The organism is Pseudarthrobacter sp. BRE9, assembly GCF_031844305.1.
Lineage (GTDB): Bacteria > Actinomycetota > Actinomycetes > Actinomycetales > Micrococcaceae > Arthrobacter.
Genome location: NZ_JAUZUY010000001.1, coordinates 337,358 through 354,050, shown reverse-complemented (window position 1 = coordinate 354,050; position 16,693 = coordinate 337,358). Strand labels below are relative to the sequence as shown.

The following is a 16,693-nucleotide window of genomic DNA, read 5'->3' as shown; positions in this document are numbered from 1 at the left end:
GGCGCAATAACACTGTTTCGGCCCGTTTGCCACGCCTGCCGGCACCTTATTCGACGAGTTCGAAATGGATCTCGCGGGTGGTGATGTCCGACGAAACCAGGCGGACCCGGACCTTGGTTCCCGACTCCAGCTCCCCGGCGCAGCGGGCGGTGACCGCGGGCTCGGCGATCTGGATGATGCCCGAACTTCCGCCGCCGTTGCCGTTCTTCCCGTTGCCGCTTTTCCCGGTCCCGCCGCCGTTGCCGTTGCCGTTTTGTGGCCTGGAACCGGAAATCACGATCGCGTCGAACTCCTGCCCGATGTGGTTCAACAGCAGCGCGGCCTCCACGGTGTCCAGGGCCAGGCGTTCCATCCGGGACGCCAGCTGGTCTGATCCGGCCATGATGCCCGGCAGCAGCGGGAGGGCTTCCCGCGCCCAGTCCGGAACGTCGCCGCCGTTGCTCAGGGCCTCGCAGATGACCAGCACGAAGCGGTCCACCAGGCGGCGCAGCGGCGCCGTGGTGTGCGCATAGGCGGCGCCGATGGCGGACTGCACCCCATCCTCGGGGACGGTGCCGTCAAAGGCGGTGTAGGACGCGCCCCGGAACAGCATGCCGGCGGAATGCATGATGGCCAGCTGCCGGGGATCGGTGGGATCCAGTGAACGGAGGTACTCGCCATAGCTGACTTCGCCGTCCCAGGGCCTGCCCAGCACCTCGGTCTGCAGGCGGAAATGCCGCAGGGACCGTTCGTCCGGGGCGGGCATGGTGCGCAGGATTCCCACCTTGCCCTCCAGCATGAGCTGGGCGGCGGCCATGCCGGTCATCAGCGATATCTGCGCGTTCCAGTCCTCCACGGGAAGCTGCGGGACAGCATCAATGCGGTAGCCGCCGTCGGGCAGCTGGACAATTTCCTGCTCGGGCATGTTAAGGCTTGCCCCTCCGCGTGCCCGTTCCAGGGCCACCCGCTTCAGGCCCACCTCACGGAGCAGCTGCAGCACCGGCGAGGCAGTCCCGGCGTCGAGGTCTGCCTGGGCGCCCTTGTAGCTGAGCTTGTCGCGGCTGCGGACCCGCGCCCGCCTGACGCCTACCGACAAAACGGACGCGTCGCCGTCGAGCATGAAATCCCACACGAAGGCCGAACATTCCTGCCCGGGCAACAGGCTTCCTGCCCCTTCGCTGATCACTTCCGGATGCAGTGGAATCCGGCCGTCCGGAGCGTAGAAGGTCTGGCCGCGTCGCCGGGTTTCAGCATCCAGCGGACCTCCCGGCGCCACAAAAGCCGGAACATCGGCGATCGCGTACAGCACCCGGTAACCGTTCCCGTCCGGTTCGATGAACACGGCCTGGTCCAGATCCGTGGACGACGCCGGATCGATGGTCACGAACTCCACGGCGGTCAGGTCGTAGGACGGCAGTTTCAGCGCTGCCACGGCGGCCCGGGCATCGGCCACGGCCTCAGGCGGATACGGTCCCGGCAGTTCGAGTTCCGTCCGCAGCAGGCCCAACGCCTCTTCGAGGGCGTTCCTGTGGTCATGGACGTTGGGGGCCAGCCGATGATGTGACACAAAAATCAGCCTAGCTCCAAGTCCACGGATCTGGCATCAGGAGCCGGCGGCATCCAGCGCGTCGAGGAGGGAAGCAGCGGCGGCGGCAGGATCGGGGGCCTCGGTGATGGCGCGGACCACCACGATCCTGCGCGCACCGGCTTCCGCAACCTCCTGGACATTTCCATGGCCGATGCCGCCAATGGCGAACCAGGGCACCGGATCCGCGGCCTTCCGTGAGGCTTCGGCGGCGTACTTCACCAGGCCGGGTCCGACGGCGGCCCTGCCGGGCTTGGTGGGCGTCGCCCAGACCGGACCCACGCAGAAATAGTCCAGCCCGGCCGGGCCGGCAGCTGCTGCCAGGGCCGTGTCCACCTGCTCCGGGCTGTGGCTGGACAGTCCGATGGCGGCATTTCCGTTGACCAGCGTCCGCGCTGCGGCCAGCGGAAGGTCCTTCTGGCCGATGTGGAACACCGGAGCCCCGGAGAGAACGGCGATGTCCGCACGGTCATTGACCGCCCACAGTTTGCCGTGCCGCACCGCCGTCTCCTTTAACACGGCCAGGAGGTCAAGTTCCTCCGCAGCCTCGATGGCCTTGTCGCGCAGCTGGATGATGTCCACACCGCCGGCGAACGCGGCATCAACAAATTCCGCAAAGTCGCCGCGGTCCCGGCGCGCATCAGTGCAGAGGTACAGCCGGGCCGCCCTGAGGGCGTCGCTGTCCCGTGAATTGACGACTTCGGTGGCTGGGGCACGGTGGCCTGCGGGAAAGGATGGGGTGGACACATTCATGCCTGCAAGCCTAGTTCCTCTAAACTGGGCTGGTACTGCGGGAGCCCGCGGCAGCTGTCACAAAGCGCCGGGCTGAGAGGGCGTCAGAGCCGACCGCTTGACCTGATCCGGTTAATGCCGGCGTAGGGAAGGAACCATATGAGTACCCCCTTCACTCATCACCCCGGGTCCGCCGGCGCCGCCATCCCCTCGACCCTCCGGGCCGACGTCGCCGTCATCGGCGGGGGAGTGGTGGGGCACGGAATTGCCTGGGAGGCGCAGCGTTCCGGACGCTCAGTGGTCCTCATCGACGACGCACCAGGTACCGGCGCCAGCTGGGCAGCCGCCGGCATGCTGGCCCCCGTCAGCGAACTGCACTACCAGGAGGAAGACCTCCTCGAGCTGATGCTGGACGCCTCATCGCGCTGGCCGGGGTTCGCCGCCGCCCTGGGGAGTGCAACCGGCGCGGATTCCGGATACCTTACGACGCCGACACTGGCCGTGGGTGCCGACGCGGCCGACCGCCGGGCACTGATGGATCTGCGCACCGTCCAGCAGGCCAACGGGCTGGCGGTGGAACCGCTGACCGTGCGGGAGGCCCGGAAGCGCGAGCCGCTGCTCAGCCCGGCCATTGCCTGCGCCCTGGATACCCCGGCCGACCACCAGGTGGACCCCCGGCGCCTGGTGTCAACGCTCAGGCTGGCCCTCGCGGCCGCGGCACGGGAAGAACCGGAGCTGGCCGTTGCCGGGGCAGTGGACGGCTACGCCATTCCGGAGCGGGCAGCCGGGCTGTTGTGGGAGGGCCGGAGTGTTGCCGGTGCCCGCCTGGCCAACGGTGCCACGGTGCTGGCAACGGAATCCGTGGTGGCCAACGGGCTGCAGGCCGGGGCGCTTGACGGCCTGCCGGACGGACTTGAGCTGCCCCTGAGGCCAGTGCACGGGGACATCCTCCGCCTTGCCGTTCCCCGCCACCTTCAGCCGCTGGTGACGTCAACGGTCCGCGGCCTGGTCCACGGCATTCCGGTGTACATCGTCCCCCGGCAGGACGGGACCGTGGTGATCGGAGCCACCCAACGGGAGGACGCCCTCTCCGATGCCGTCAGCGCCGGCGGCGTGTACCAGCTGCTGCGGGACGCCCAGTCGCTGGTGCCCGCCGTCGCTGAACTTGAACTCCTGGAATCCACGGCCCGTGCCCGCCCGGGAACTCCCGACAACGCTCCTCTCCTGGGCCGGGTGCCCGTGGCACTTGGATCCGGCAGCGGACAGGCCGGGCATGTCCCGGGACTCATCATTGCCACCGGGTTCTTCCGGCACGGCGTCCTGCTCACTCCCGCGGCGGCGGCCATCTGCAGGGAGCTGTTGGACGGACAAGCCGACCCCCGCTGGGCACCCTTCAGCCCGGACCGGTTCTCCAGGCCGGCAACGGCAGCAACAAGCCCTTACATCAAGGAGACAGCGTGAACATCATCCTTAACGGAAACCAGCACACCGTGGCCGATGGCGCTTCCATCACCACGCTGGTCAGCCAGGTCACCGGACGCCCGCTGGCTGACAACGGGCAGGCGACGGACGGCGGGAAGCTGGGTGTCGCCGTCGCGCATAACGCCCAGGTGGTGCCGCGCAGCCAATGGTTCGCCACCGCGCTCGCCGAGGGCGACGACATCGAACTTGTCACAGCAGTACAGGGAGGCTGACGCCATGACCGAAACCAGCACCATCAATCCCGCAGGACATGCCGGGGCCGGCGACGCCCTGGTGATCGACGGCGTCGCCCTCGGATCCAGGCTCATTATGGGTACCGGGGGAGCACCCAGCCTCGATGGCCTGGGCGCCGCGCTCCTGGCCTCCGGCACCGCGTTGACCACCGTGGCCATGCGGCGCTACTCCACGGCGGAAACCGGCTCGCTGTTCCAGCTGCTGGTTGACCATGGGATCCGGGTCCTGCCCAACACCGCCGGCTGCTTCACCGCCAGGGACGCGGTCCTGACCGCGGAACTGGCCAGGGAGGCGCTGGAGACCGACTGGGTGAAGCTGGAGGTCATCGCGGATGAACAAACCCTCCTGCCGGACGCCGTGGAACTCGTCGAGGCCACGGAGCAGCTGGTCAACCGCGGCTTTAAGGTCTTCGCCTACACCAATGACGATCCCGTGCTGGCGCTGCGGCTGGAGAACCTTGGCGCCACCGCCGTCATGCCGCTGGGTGCCCCGATCGGCACCGGACTGGGGATCCTGAACCCGCACAACATTGAGCTCATCGTTTCCCGGGCCTCCGTGCCTGTGGTCCTGGATGCCGGAATCGGTACGGCCTCGGACGCCGCGCTTGCCATGGAGCTGGGCTGCGACGCCGTGCTGCTGGCCACGGCGGTGACCCGGGCGCAGAACCCAACGCTCATGGGTGAGGCCTTCAAGCACGCGGTAATGGCCGGAAGGATGGCCAGGGCGGCAGGGCGCATCCCGCGCCGGGAGCACGCCCTCGCGTCGTCGGCAATGGAAGGCCGCGCAGAGTTCCTTTAGGACACCCGCCATTTCTGTTTAAACGGCTGTGGCCACCACCCGGGGGTGGTGGCCACGGCCGTTTAAGTTCTGTCCGTAGGAGCCGGCCAGCTGAAGCTCAGCGCCGCAGGATCGCCGTCAGCCGCTCGGCATCGTGGCGGGCACGCGTGCGGCCCACGTAGACGACAGCGGCGACGGCGGCAGCAATGCCAAGAACGACGGGCAGGACCCAGGGAAGCCAGGTCAGCCCGGGCAGGTAGCCGAAACCCGCTGCCATCAGGATGATCCACACCAGCGCCGCAACACCCACAGCAACGCCGGCCGGCAGCGCAGCGCCGTACCTGGCATGCCGCCTGTCATTGGCCCAGACAACGAAGCCGGCGGCGACGGTGGCCAGCACCACGATGGTCAGCGAAAGCATGGATCTCCTTGGAACCGGGGACTAGAACTGGCCGAACCCTACGCGCCGAACCTCTTCGGCGCCGATCTCCACATAGGCCAGGGCGTTGCCCGGAACGATGATCAGGCGTCCTTTGTCATCCTTCAGGCGCAGTTCGCTGCCTCCATTGATGGCTTCACCAACAACCTTGGCCACAGACTCCGCGTCCTCGTTCGATTCCAGCACGATCTCGCGGCCAACGTTTTGCACGCCGATCTTAATTTCCAAAGGGGCCTCCCAGCCTGTGAAGTTCGTTGATGATGTCTTATTTGTAGTCTAGGACTCTTTGGGGAAGCGAGAGATTCCGCGCCAAGCTAAACGGTAGATGAGGTCGCTGGCCACGTTGAGGTCCAGGTTGCCGTCCGTTTCCAGCCAGTACCGGGCGCTGACCTGCGCCATCCCGGCCAATCCCCGGCCCAGGAGTTCGGCTTCGAGGTGGGGGAGCTTGGTGTCCTCGGCGATGACCCTGGCGATGGCGTCGGCGAAGGTCCGGTTGAAGGTTTCCAGCCTGGAGCTGACGTCGGGGTCGTTGATCAGGTCGGACTCGAACACCAGGCGGTGGGCCTGGTCGTCGTTGGCGATGAACTGGAAGTAGGCGCGCATGACGGCCTGGACGCGTTCATCGTTGTCCGTGGTGGAGTTCAGGGCGCCCAGCATCAGCTCCGTCAGGGAGGCGAGGTGGCTTTCCAGCAGGGCAAGGTACAGGTCCCGTTTGGAGGGAAAGTGCTGGTACAGGACCGGTTTGCTCACGTGTGCGGTCTCTGCAATTTCATCCATGGCCGCACCGTGGTAGCCGTTGGCCACGAACACCTCCTGGGCGGCCGCCAGGAGCTGTGCGCGCCGCTCGTCCCGGGGCAGCCGGGCGGACCGATGGCCGGCGGGGCGGGAGGGAGTTTGCGGTTCGGCGGCGGGCGGGCGGTCGGCCCGTGCTTCAGGGACCACAGTTGTCCTTCTTTCCATTGCAGTTACCTTCACTTTACTGCGGGGTAATATGACCCGCTGGTATCCCGGGGCATACATTGAAGTATGGCTTCGTCTTTCCCCGCAAATGTTTCAACCCTTTCGCTGGATCCGCTCGTGGAACCGGCTGCCGGCCTCACGCCTGCGGAGGTGGAACGGTACTCCCGGCACCTGATCATTCCCGAGATCGGTGCCTTGGGCCAGCGGCGGCTCAAGAACGCCAAGGTGCTGGTGATCGGCGCCGGTGGCCTGGGCGCGCCGGCGTTGCTGTACCTCGCCGCGGCGGGCGTCGGCACTATTGGAATCGTCGACGACGACGTGGTGGACCTAAGCAACCTGCAGCGCCAGGTGATCCACGGCGTCAGTGACGTGGGCCGGCCCAAAATCGAGTCGGCACGCGACGCCATCGCCGAGCTGAATCCGCTGGTTGATGTCCGGCTTCACAACGTGCGCCTGGACTCCTCCAACGCCCTGGACCTGTTCAGCAGCTATGACCTCATCCTTGACGGTGCCGACAACTTCGCCACCAGGTACCTGGTAAACGACGCCGCAGCCATCCTGGGCAAGCCTTACGTGTGGGGTTCCATCTTCCGGTTCGACGGCCAGGTCAGCGTGTTCTGGGAGAAGCACGGCCCCACGTACCGGGACCTGTACCCGGAGGCGCCGCCGGCAGGCTCCGTGCCCTCCTGCGGCGAGGGCGGCGTGTTCGGCATGCTCTGCGCTGCCGTGGGATCGCTCATGGTGACTGAGGCAGTGAAGCTGATCACCGGCGTCGGACGTTCCCTGCTGGGCCGCGTGGCCCTGTTTGACGCCCTGGGCGGCAGCTGGCGCGAGATCCGCGTGTCGAAGGATCCCGCGGTGGAGCCCATCACCGAACTCACCGATTACGAGGCCTTCTGCGGCATCGCGCCCCCGTCGCAGGCGGACACGGAACATACCGTCACCGCCACCCAGCTGGCCACCATGCTGGCGTCGCGGAAAGCCGGGCTCAAGGATTTCGAGCTGGTGGACGTCCGGGAGGCCGGTGAATACGACATCGTCCGGATCGACGGGGCCAAACTGATCCCGCAGGGCCGGATCCTCGCCGGGGAGGCGTGGGACGAACTGCCGCAGGACCGGGACATCGTGTTCCACTGCAAGGCAGGTACCCGGTCCGCCAACGTGCTGGCGGCGGCGCGGCAGGCCGGCTACCAGCGGGTCAGCCACCTCGACGGCGGGATCCTGGCCTGGGTGCGGGACGTGGAACCCGGGAAACCCGTCTACTGACCCGAACGCCCGCTCACGTTCGGCAGCTTTTTGGGCAACGCCCGCTCACTTTCGGCAGCTTTTTGGGCAACGCCCGCTCCTTGCTTGAAGAAAGTGAGCGGGCGTTGCCTGGAACTGGGCCGGAAGTGAGCGGGCGTTGCAGATTGTGGCGCAGGAGCTGATGGGGCGTTTGCGGGTCAGGCGGTTTCGCGGCCCTGGTGGTCCACCGGGCATTCGGCCTCGACGGCGGCAGGGGCGGCTGTGCCGGGCTGTTCGACGGTGATGCCGTACAGCGCCTCCAGCGCGGCAACATAATCGTCCTGCTGGCCGTTCGCGGCGAGTTCGCGGGCGCGGACCGTGGGAACATGCAGCAGCTGCTTGACCATCCGGCGCAGCGCGAACTCCACTTCCTCAGCGGCGGCGGTGCAGCCGTGCCGGGCACGGACCTTTTCCATCTCCGCGTCCAGGACATTCATGGTGTGGCGCCGCAGGGCCACGATCGCTGAATCGACAGAGCGGGCCTCGCGCTCCTGCTCAAATGCCTTTGCGGCACCCTTCACAATGCCGCTCGCCTGAGTCAGCGATTCCGCCTGTTCCTGCGGTGCAGCCAGGCGAACGGATTCCAGGGTAAGCAGCTCCACGCCGTCCAGCTCGCCCACGGCGGGGTCGAAGTCGTGGGTGAGGGCGAGGTCGATGGCGATCAGGGGCTGAGATGAGCCGGCGCGCACCTCGGCCAGCTCATCGGCCTCAACCCGGGTATCCGAACCACTGCAGCCGATCATCACGTCGGCAGCCGCCACCGCAGACCGCAGCGAATCCACATCCAGGGCGGTGCCGCCGCGCGAGGCCACGAAGCCTTCGGCGCGGCCGGAAGAGGAGTAAACGGAAATGTCCGTGCAGCCGCGTTCACGCAGCAGTGCCATAGTGGCCCCGGCGTAGGCACCGGTCCCGAACAGTACAACCTTCTTGGTTGCCCAGTCGGGGTTTTCGGAAAGATCGGTGGCCAGGTCCAGTGCAACGGAAACGATGGACAGGCCGCGGGAACCGAGGGCCGTCTGCGCGCCAACATCCTTGGCGGTCTTGGACGCGGCCTGGAAAAGCCGGATCAGGCCGGCGCTGGCAGTGCCGTCGTGCTGGGCGGTGATCAGCGCCCGCCGCACCTGGCCGGCGATTTCGCGTTCACCCACGACGGCGGAGTCCAGTCCCGCGCTGACGGCGAACAGGTGTTGGGTGACCTCGGGGCCGGTGCGCGTGCTGAAGGAACGCGACACGAGGGGTTCGGGCAGCCCGCTGGCGTCGCTGATTCGGGCCACGAGTGCCGCCCTGGCCGCTTCGACATCATTCGGGTTGGCGGCCTCGCCGTAGATTTCGTAGCGGTTGCAGGTGGCCAGGACCACGGCCCCTGCCACGGCGGGGGACTCGGTGAGCGCGGATGCGGCAATCCCGGAGGAACCGTTGCTCAACTGAGCAACGGTTTCAAGGTCGATGTCGGCGTGTGTAGCCACCAATGAGAAAAGAACCACAGCAGACCAATCATAGCTTTTTCGTTCCCTGGTAGAACAACCACCGGAAAGGATAGTCGCCACAGTGCACCGTGATCCGCGCCACGTTGCGGGCGCCCCTCCTGCGGGCGACAGGTTGTCGTTATCTTTTGCAGCTCTTTTTGGGCACAATCAAAAGCATGACTCCTAGCCCTGCCGTCTCCGCTGCCGGCGCCCTCGCCGCAGACCATCCACTGATGGACGGCCGTACAGCGGATTCACCGTTGATCACGGCCTACCGCGGGGGCAACCCGTCCCGCCGTCCCGTCTGGTTCATGCGGCAGGCCGGCCGGTCGCTGCCGGAATACCTTACGGTACGCGAGGGCATCGCCATGCTGGACTCCTGCCTCCGGCCGGAACTGGCTTCCGAGATCACACTGCAGCCTGTGCGCCGCCACGACGTGGACGCCGGCATCTTCTTCTCCGATATCGTGATCCCGCTGAAGCTGGCCGGAGTCGGGGTCGACATCGTTCCCGGCGTGGGTCCCGTCCTTGACAAGCCCGTGCGCACCGCGGCCGACGTTGCCGCCCTGCCCCAGCTCACCTGGGAAGCGTTGGAGCCCATCCGCGAAGCCGTCCGCCTCACCGTGGCGGAACTGGGCAAAACGCCGCTGATCGGTTTCGCCGGCGCGCCGTTCACCCTGGCCGCCTACATGGTGGAAGGGAAACCCTCCCGCGACCACCTGGGCCCGCGGACCATGATGCACGCGGACCCGGAGACCTGGACCGCGCTGGCCAACTGGGCTGCCGACGCCTCCGGCATGTTCCTCCAGGCCCAGCTGGAGGCCGGCGCCTCCGCCGCCCAGCTCTTCGACTCCTGGGCCGGCTCGCTGGGACTTGCCGACTACACCAAATACGTTGCGCCGGCGTCGGCCCGTGCCCTGGACCATGTCCGCCACCTCGGCGCTCCGCTCATCCACTTCGGCACCGGCACCTCCGAACTTCTCGTTGCCATGCGCGACGTCGGCGTGGACGTGGTGGGCGTCGACTACCGGCTCCCGCTCGATGAGGCCAACCGCCGACTGGGCGGGACCGTTCCGCTGCAGGGCAACATCGACCCCGCACTGCTGTCAGCCCCCTGGGAAATCCTCGAGGCCCATGTCCGTGAAGTCATCGCCGCCGGCTCCGCCGCCCCCGGCCACGTCCTGAACCTGGGACATGGAGTGCCGCCCGAAACCGACCCGGACGTCCTGACCCGGGTGGTGGAACTCATCCACTCCATCTCGCCGGAGTAGCCAATGGGCAGCTCTGCGGCGGCGCCGCGCACGGCATTGGTGGTCGGCGGCGGCATCTCCGGGCTGCTGTCCGCCCGGGAACTCGCCGCGGCCGGCCACGAAGTGACCGTCCTGGAGGCGGGCGCGGCGTGGGGCGGCTGTGTGGGCAGCCATGCGGTAGCCGGGCTCACGCTGGACAGCGGCGCTGAATCCTTCGCCACGCGGTCCGACGCCGTCGCCCGGCTGTGCGCAGAGCTCGGCCTGGGCGAAAGGATTGTTCCTCCCCGTCCCGGCGGTGCGTGGGTGCAGCTTCCGGAAGGCCCCCGCGAACTGCCCAGGACCGGCGTCCTCGGCATTCCCGCCAACCCCTGGGACCCGGAGGTCCGGCGCACCCTGGGCATCCTGGGCTCGCTGCGCGCCTCCCTGGACCGGCTGCTGCCCGCTTCCGTGGGAGCCGGCAGGGACGTCACCAGCGTCTCTGCCCTGGTCCGCGCCCGGATGGGTTCGCGGGTGCTGGAGCGGCTGGTCTCGCCCGTCGTGGGCGGCGTGCACTCCGCAGATCCCGGCCTGCTCGACGTCGACATGGTGGCTCCCGGCCTTAGGGCCGGCCTGCGCAAGCACGGTTCCCTCGCTGCCGCGGTTTCAGCCCAGCGGCGGAGCGTCCAAACGGGGCAAGCGGATAAACCTGCCAAGGCCGGTTCCGCCGTCGCAGGCCTCGAGGGCGGCATGCACACCTTGGTTCAAGCACTGGTGGAAGATCTCCAGCTCCGGGGTGTGACACTCCTGGCGGGCACCGCCGCGACGTCGGTTTCCCGCATCCCCGACGGCTGGCGGGTCGAAGCCGCCGGCGCTGCCTTCAGCACCACCCTGCTGGTCATGGCCGTGGATGGGCCGGCCGCCGTCGGACTGCTGGAAAGTGCTGTCCCCCGGATTTCAGGGAAGAAGCCTGCGTCCGGACCTGACGTTAAGCTGGTCACGCTGGTCCTGGACAAGCCGGACCTGGACCGGCGGCCCCGGGGAACAGGAATCCTGGTGGCCCCGCAAACGCCGGGCATCGAAGCAAAGGCGCTGACGCACGCCACGGGGAAGTGGGATTGGCTGGCGGCCGCCGCAGGCCCGGGCCGGCACGTGGTCCGGCTGTCCTATGGCCGCGTGGACGGCGCTTCGGCGCAGCCGGCCGGCCCGCAAACCGATGACGAGCTTTTCGCCGCCGCCCTGCGGGACGCTTCCACCCTCCTTGAGGTCCAGATCACCAGCGACGACGTGCACGGCTGGGACGTGGTGCGCTGGCGCGGATCCCTGCCCTTCGCAGCCGTGGGGCACCGCGCCCGGGCAGCGGAGATCCGCCAGTCATGCACCGCCGCCGGTGGCGTGGCGGTAGTGGGCGGCTGGGTGGCTGGAAACGGTTTGGCCGCCGTCGTTGCCGACACGCGTGAGCAAATCGGCCAATTGGCCGCTGCCTGAGCATCGTTGCTGGTCAGCCCGGTGGGGCTGGCTGGCGGCAGTGGCCCCCACGGGCCGCGCGGCCCTTCCCGGTTTCCAATCGCGCAGGCGTTCTGGTTAGGGTCGATGACTATGGTTCAACACAGGTCCGAGCTCTCCATGTCCCGGACCGGTATCCATGGGGGACTCCGACGTGGCACTGCAGCCGCAGCCGTCGGAGTGGTACTGGTTCTTTTCACAGGCGTCCAGGCGTCCTTGGCCGACGACGCGGTTCCACCTCCCCAAGACCCCGCGGTGCAGGCGTCCCCGGCCGCCGGCACCCCGCGTGGGAAGGCGCCCGCCATCCTTGCCGTGCCGAGTGCGTTGAGTCCGGCGGTGAAGGCGACGGCACCGGCCACGGCCGAGGCATCAGTCAGTGCGCTGCCCCTTCCGGACCTCCCGCTGCCCACGGTCTCCGGGACGGCCCTGGTGCCCGGCGGGCAGACCGCCGCGCCTACGGCTCCGGCCGGCGGGTCTCCCACCGCACCCCAGCCGACGGCACCCCAATCGACGGCACCCCAATCCGCTGCGTCCCAACCGGGATCCAGCACGAGGCCGGGGCCCGCCTCAGCCTCCGCCCCCGGGGTTGCCCCCGCCTCGGGCGCATCCCCTGCGGCAGGAGCTCAGGCGCCGGCCCCCACCGCGGTCCCTTCCGTCCTCGGAACGGGGGAAGGCTCAAGCGCTGACCCGGCGTCCGAAGCGAAGACTGCCGGGCCAGGTTCCGGCGGCGCGGCAGGAACGTCGGATTCCGACACCTCCGGCAGTGCGGAAACCGGCGGCGATGGGGCCGGCCCGGCCGCCAATGGCTCAGGGGCTGTGCCTTCTCCCGCCCTGCCCACAGCACTGTCGATCAACGCACGGCAGTCCCAGCCCACCCGCATGCCCCAGTCTGCCGCTGCACCCGCAGGTCCGGGCCGGGCTGTTTCCTCCACCGGGCCCCTGCCGGACATGCCGGATGCCATGGTGTGGCTGGGCGCCGGACTGGTTGGCCTCGGTGCCGCCGCGGGCCTGGTGTTCCTGCGCATGCGCCGCCTGTAGGAGTGCAACGTGGGGCGGCCTCCGGAACCAGCCGGGGTGACCTTGCTCACTTCTACAAGTTGTAGAACTCTTCGGTTTCGCCTTGGGGGTGGCGAAGGGGCAAACTTGTAACCATGAGCCACACTTCTGCCGAATCTGTCACTAAAACCGAAGAATCAGCCGAGCAGTTCTTTACCCTCTGGACGGTATTCAAGCGGTCAGAGCCAGTGGTCCGCAGTGCGAATGCCGCCGCCGACTTCGAAGCCCTGCTGGAGCGGCTCGCCGCGGCCGGCGTCACGCACCGGGGCAGCTACGACGTTTCCGCCATGCGCGCCGACGCCGACGTCATGGTGTGGCTCCACGGCCCCAAGCCGGAGGCGCTGCAGCAGGCCATCCGCGACATCCGGCGCAGCCCGCTCTTCGTCGGCACCGAAATCGTGTGGTCCGCCATGGGCGTCCACCGCGAGGCGGAGTTCGCGAAGAACCACACGCCCGCCTACTCGCGCGGTGTTGCTCCGGCGGAGTGGCTGTGTGTCTACCCCTTCGTACGCTCCTACGAGTGGTACATCCTGCCGGAGGCCGAGCGGGGCAAGATGCTCCGCGACCACGGCCTGCTCGGAAGGGATTTCCCCCAGGTCATCTCCAACACCGTCTCGTCCTTCGCCCTGGGGGACTGGGAGTGGATCCTCGGCCTGGAGGCACCCGAACTGGTTGACCTTGTGGACCTTATGCGCCACCTGCGCGCCACGGAAGCACGCAACCACGTCCGCGAGGAAGTCCCGTTCTACACCGGACGCCGGATCACCGCCGATGAAGTAGCAGAGGTGCTCGCGTGAACCCGGTCGATCCCACGCTTGCCACCGCCATCAACCCGGTCACCGAGGCCGGACGCATGGCCCCCAAGAACTACGACGCCGTCCTGCTCGCCTCCTTCGGCGGCCCGGAAGGCCAGGAGGACGTCATCCCGTTCCTCCGCAACGTCACCCGCGGCCGGGGAATCCCGGACGAGCGGCTTGAGGAAGTCTCGCACCATTACCGCGCCAACGGCGGCATCAGCCCCATCAACCAACAGAACCGCGAGCTCAAGGCAGCGCTGGAGGCCGAGCTGGCGGCGCGCGGCATCGACCTGCCCGTGCTGTGGGGCAACCGGAACTGGGCACCTTACATTCCAGAGACCCTGCAGGAAGCGTACGACGCCGGCCACCGCCGGGTGCTGATGCTCACCACGAGTGCCTACTCCTGCTACTCCAGCTGCCGCCAGTACCGCGAGGACATCGGGATGGCATTGAGCGAGACCGGCCTGGACGGCCGGCTGGAAGTGGACAAGGTCCGCCAGTACTTCGACCACCCCGGTTTCGTTGAGCCGTTCGTCGAGGGAACTGCCGCCGGACTGGCAGATGTCCGCGCCAAGCTTGCCGGCGCCGGAAGCCCCGACGCCCCGATCCACGTCCTGTTTGCCACGCACTCCATCCCCACCCGGGACGCGGAGGCTGCAGGCCGGTCCGAGGGTGAGCCGCGTGAGTTTGAGGAGGGGTCCGCCTACGTAGCCCAGCACCTTGCCAACGCCGCAGCCGTCATGGAGCGGGTCAAGGATCAATCCGGCCTGACCGCGCCGTGGTCGCTGGTGTACCAGTCCCGTTCCGGCGCACCGCACGTGCCGTGGCTGGAACCCGACATCAACGACGCCATCGATGAACTGGCCGGGCAGGGTGTCAAGGGCATCGTCATCGTCCCCCTCGGCTTTGTCAGCGACCACATGGAAGTCGTCTGGGACCTGGACACCGAAGCCATGGAAACCTGCGGAAACCTCGGCCTGGCCGCCACCCGCGTCCCCACCCCCGGTACGCACCGGAAGTTCGTTGACGGGCTGGTGGACCTGATCTGCGAGCGGACGGTGGCCAACAACATCAGCGACCGCCCCGCCCTGACGGACCTCGGACCCTGGTACGACGTCTGCCGCCCGGGCTGCTGCGCCAACTTCCGCGGCGAAAAGCCAACGATTGCAGGCGCCGATACCACAGTCGGCACCGGGCACGACGCCTATCCGCCAGCGGATTCAGGGAAAACGGCGCAGCTGTGACAGTCAGGATTGGAACCCGCGCCAGCAAGCTGGCGCTTACCCAGACCCAGCAGACCGCTGAACAGCTCGCCGCCGTCGGAGGTTTCCCGGTGGAACTGGTGCACATCCGCACTGATGGCGACGTCCTCACCGGGTCGCTCTCTCAGATGGGCGGCACCGGCGTCTTTGTCGCTGCCCTGCGCGATGCGCTGCTGCGCAGTGAGTGCGACGTTGCCGTCCATTCACTCAAGGACCTGCCCACCGGTGCGGCGGTAGGTCTCAGCCTTGCCGCCACGCCGCGCCGGGTGGACGTCCGGGATGTCCTGTGCGCCCGGGACGGGCTGAAACTGGCCGACCTGCCTGCCGGAGCCCGCGTTGGCACTGGGTCGCCGCGGCGCGCGGCACAGTTGCGCGCCGCCCGCGCCGATCTGGATATCGTCGATATCCGCGGAAACGTGGACACCCGCTTGGGCCGCGTTCCCGGATTGCCCGGCAACTCCAGCGACCAGGCGGTGCCCGGGAAGTCCTGCGACCTGGACGCGGTGGTGCTTGCCGCCGCCGGCCTGGAGCGCATCGGCCGGCTGGACGCCGTGACCGAGTACCTTGAAACCGACGTCATGCTGCCCGCGGCCGGCCAGGGATCACTGGCCATTGAGTGCCGTACCGCCGACGCGCCGCCACGGCCCGGATCGTCCGAAGGTTCCCGCGAGGTCCTGGCCCAGGCCCTTGCCGCCTTGGACGACCCCGACACCCGCCTTGCCGTCACCGCGGAACGGGCCCTGCTGGCGCGGCTTGAAGCAGGTTGTGCAGCCCCCGTGGGCGCCTACGCCTACCGGAAAGGCAGCATGCTGCACCTGGAAGCCGTGGTGTGCGCCGTCGACGGCACCGCCACGGTCCGGGACAAGCTCGCCACGGACGGGCTGACGGAAGTCGGAGCCACCCTGCTGGGCATCGAACTTGCCGAAGCCTTACTTGCTGCCGGAGCCGCCGACATCGCAGACCTGCAGGCGTCCTGACCTGGCGATGACGCAGCCTTCCCGCAGGTCCGGACCGCACACGCCGCCCAGCCAACCCGTGCTGGGCGGAGTCCGGGTCCTGGTGACGCGCAGCCCGGAACGGTCCGGTGCCTTGGCGGGGGCCCTGGCCGAAGCCGGCGCGTCGCCGGTCCTGCTGCCCCTGATCGACTTCGAACGGGCCCCGGACCAGCACGCGCTCGACGTCGCCTGCGATGCCCTCGCAGCGGGCGCCTTCGACTGGCTGGTGGTCAGCAGCGCAACTACGGTGCACGTCCTGATGGAAAAGGCGGCAGAGCGGGGCCTCGGCCTGGCCCAGTTGGTCCCGTCGACTACGCGGATCGCCGCCATAGGTCCCGCGACGCGGAGGCTGCTGGCGGCGGGCGGACTGGATGCCGCCCTCACCCCGGCCGGTGAGCAGTCCGCTGCCGGCCTCCTCGCGGTCTGGCCCGGCGGCGGCAGGATCCTGCTGCCGCAGGCAGACATCGCCGCCGGCACCCTGGCGGAGGGACTCGCAGCTGCAGGCGGCGCAGTCACCGCCGTTACTGCCTACCGCACCGTTGACTATCCGGCGGCAGCGGAGCGCAGGCTCGCCGTGCAGCCGGAAGACGGCGACGGCGGTCCCCAACCGTCGTCGTACCCCCTCCTGACGCCCGAAGCCGCCGCCGCTGACATTGCGGAGGGGCGCATAGCTGCCGTGATCGCCGCCTCGCCAAGCGCCGTGCGCCGGATCTCCGCCCTTGGTCCGCTGGCCGGCTGCAGGCTAGTGGTGATTGGCCGTTCGACGGCGGAGCAGGCTGCTGCCCTGGGCCTGGACGTGGCTGCGATAGCGGCTGAGCCCACGCCGGACGGGCTGGTGGCAGCGGTCGCGAAGGCCCTCAACCCGCCCTGACCGGCCAGCACGCCGCCCGCTCCATAAAGCTTCAAGAACAAC

General features: G+C 68.5%; 17 protein-coding genes and 1 riboswitch. Of the genes, 11 read left to right on the top strand and 6 right to left on the bottom strand.

Features of this window, described 5'->3' with window-relative positions; genetic code table 11:
- Positions 1-46: 46 nt before the first annotated feature.
- Both Q9R31_RS01560 and thiE read right to left on the bottom strand, forming a co-directional pair.
- Positions 47-1,546, bottom strand: a complete 1,500-nt coding sequence (locus Q9R31_RS01560; protein WP_311261010.1) for an RNB domain-containing ribonuclease — start codon at positions 1,544-1,546, stop codon at positions 47-49.
- 36 nt (positions 1,547-1,582) lie between these two features.
- Positions 1,583-2,317, bottom strand: coding sequence for a thiamine phosphate synthase (gene thiE / locus Q9R31_RS01555; RefSeq protein WP_311261009.1), 735 nt, complete (start codon positions 2,315-2,317; stop codon positions 1,583-1,585).
- Positions 2,318-2,344: 27 nt separating this feature from the next.
- Positions 2,345-2,463, top strand: a riboswitch (TPP riboswitch).
- Here thiE and thiO point away from each other — a divergent pair.
- From thiO to Q9R31_RS01540, 3 genes are all read left to right on the top strand, one after another.
- Positions 2,456-3,757 (top strand): glycine oxidase ThiO, encoded by a 1,302-nt coding sequence (gene thiO / locus Q9R31_RS01550; RefSeq protein WP_311261008.1) that lies wholly within the window; start codon positions 2,456-2,458, stop codon positions 3,755-3,757. (Overlaps the previous riboswitch by 8 nt.)
- Positions 3,754-3,990: a sulfur carrier protein ThiS gene (thiS, locus tag Q9R31_RS01545; RefSeq protein ID WP_311261007.1), complete on the top strand. Its 237-nt coding sequence runs from the start codon at positions 3,754-3,756 to the stop codon at positions 3,988-3,990. The genes thiO and thiS overlap by 4 nt, the downstream gene beginning before the upstream one ends.
- A gap of 4 nt (positions 3,991-3,994) precedes the next feature.
- On the top strand, positions 3,995-4,810 hold the full coding sequence (locus tag Q9R31_RS01540; RefSeq protein ID WP_311261006.1) for a thiazole synthase: 816 nt from the start codon (positions 3,995-3,997) through the stop codon (positions 4,808-4,810).
- A 97-nt stretch (positions 4,811-4,907) separates the two neighbouring features.
- Here the strand turns inward: Q9R31_RS01540 and Q9R31_RS01535 are convergent, their stop codons facing one another.
- The 3 genes from Q9R31_RS01535 to Q9R31_RS01525 are packed head-to-tail and all read right to left on the bottom strand — an operon-like array spanning position 4,908 to position 6,170.
- Positions 4,908-5,210: a hypothetical protein gene (locus tag Q9R31_RS01535; protein ID WP_311261005.1), complete on the bottom strand. Its 303-nt coding sequence runs from the start codon at positions 5,208-5,210 to the stop codon at positions 4,908-4,910.
- Positions 5,211-5,231: 21 nt separating this feature from the next.
- Complete coding sequence (locus tag Q9R31_RS01530; protein ID WP_311261004.1) at positions 5,232-5,456, bottom strand: DUF3107 domain-containing protein; 225 nt, start codon at positions 5,454-5,456, stop codon at positions 5,232-5,234.
- Positions 5,457-5,504: 48 nt separating this feature from the next.
- Positions 5,505-6,170 carry a TetR/AcrR family transcriptional regulator gene (locus tag Q9R31_RS01525; RefSeq protein ID WP_311261003.1) on the bottom strand — a complete coding sequence of 222 codons (666 nt, stop codon included), beginning with the start codon at positions 6,168-6,170 and terminating at the stop codon, positions 5,505-5,507.
- Between the two features lie 84 nt (positions 6,171-6,254).
- On the opposite strand from Q9R31_RS01525, the gene moeB reads away from it, so the two are divergent.
- Positions 6,255-7,454 carry a molybdopterin-synthase adenylyltransferase MoeB gene (gene moeB, locus Q9R31_RS01520; RefSeq protein ID WP_311261002.1) on the top strand — a complete coding sequence of 400 codons (1,200 nt, stop codon included), beginning with the start codon at positions 6,255-6,257 and terminating at the stop codon, positions 7,452-7,454.
- A gap of 176 nt (positions 7,455-7,630) precedes the next feature.
- On the opposite strand, the gene Q9R31_RS01515 is transcribed toward moeB, so the two are convergent.
- Positions 7,631-8,956: a glutamyl-tRNA reductase gene (locus Q9R31_RS01515; protein WP_311261001.1), complete on the bottom strand. Its 1,326-nt coding sequence runs from the start codon at positions 8,954-8,956 to the stop codon at positions 7,631-7,633.
- Between the two features lie 158 nt (positions 8,957-9,114).
- On the opposite strand from Q9R31_RS01515, the gene hemE reads away from it, so the two are divergent.
- The 7 genes from hemE (at position 9,115) to Q9R31_RS01480 (ending at position 16,651) form a co-directional block, all read left to right on the top strand.
- Complete coding sequence (gene hemE, locus Q9R31_RS01510; protein WP_311261000.1) at positions 9,115-10,209, top strand: uroporphyrinogen decarboxylase; 1,095 nt, start codon at positions 9,115-9,117, stop codon at positions 10,207-10,209.
- A gap of 3 nt (positions 10,210-10,212) precedes the next feature.
- The gene (gene hemG / locus Q9R31_RS01505) at positions 10,213-11,652 is read left to right on the top strand and encodes a protoporphyrinogen oxidase (protein WP_311260999.1); all 1,440 of its coding nucleotides are present in this window, start codon (positions 10,213-10,215) and stop codon (positions 11,650-11,652) included.
- Positions 11,653-11,763: 111 nt separating this feature from the next.
- Positions 11,764-12,708, top strand: a complete 945-nt coding sequence (locus Q9R31_RS01500) for a hypothetical protein (RefSeq protein WP_311260998.1) — start codon at positions 11,764-11,766, stop codon at positions 12,706-12,708.
- 113 nt (positions 12,709-12,821) lie between these two features.
- The gene (gene hemQ / locus Q9R31_RS01495; RefSeq protein WP_311260997.1) at positions 12,822-13,523 is read left to right on the top strand and encodes a hydrogen peroxide-dependent heme synthase; all 702 of its coding nucleotides are present in this window, start codon (positions 12,822-12,824) and stop codon (positions 13,521-13,523) included.
- Positions 13,520-14,767 (top strand): ferrochelatase, encoded by a 1,248-nt coding sequence (locus tag Q9R31_RS01490; protein WP_311260996.1) that lies wholly within the window; start codon positions 13,520-13,522, stop codon positions 14,765-14,767. The genes hemQ and Q9R31_RS01490 overlap by 4 nt, the downstream gene beginning before the upstream one ends.
- On the top strand, positions 14,764-15,762 hold the full coding sequence (gene hemC / locus Q9R31_RS01485) for a hydroxymethylbilane synthase (RefSeq protein WP_311260995.1): 999 nt from the start codon (positions 14,764-14,766) through the stop codon (positions 15,760-15,762). The genes Q9R31_RS01490 and hemC overlap by 4 nt, the downstream gene beginning before the upstream one ends.
- A gap of 7 nt (positions 15,763-15,769) precedes the next feature.
- The gene (locus Q9R31_RS01480; protein ID WP_311260994.1) at positions 15,770-16,651 is read left to right on the top strand and encodes a uroporphyrinogen-III synthase; all 882 of its coding nucleotides are present in this window, start codon (positions 15,770-15,772) and stop codon (positions 16,649-16,651) included.
- Positions 16,652-16,693 lie beyond the last annotated feature (42 nt).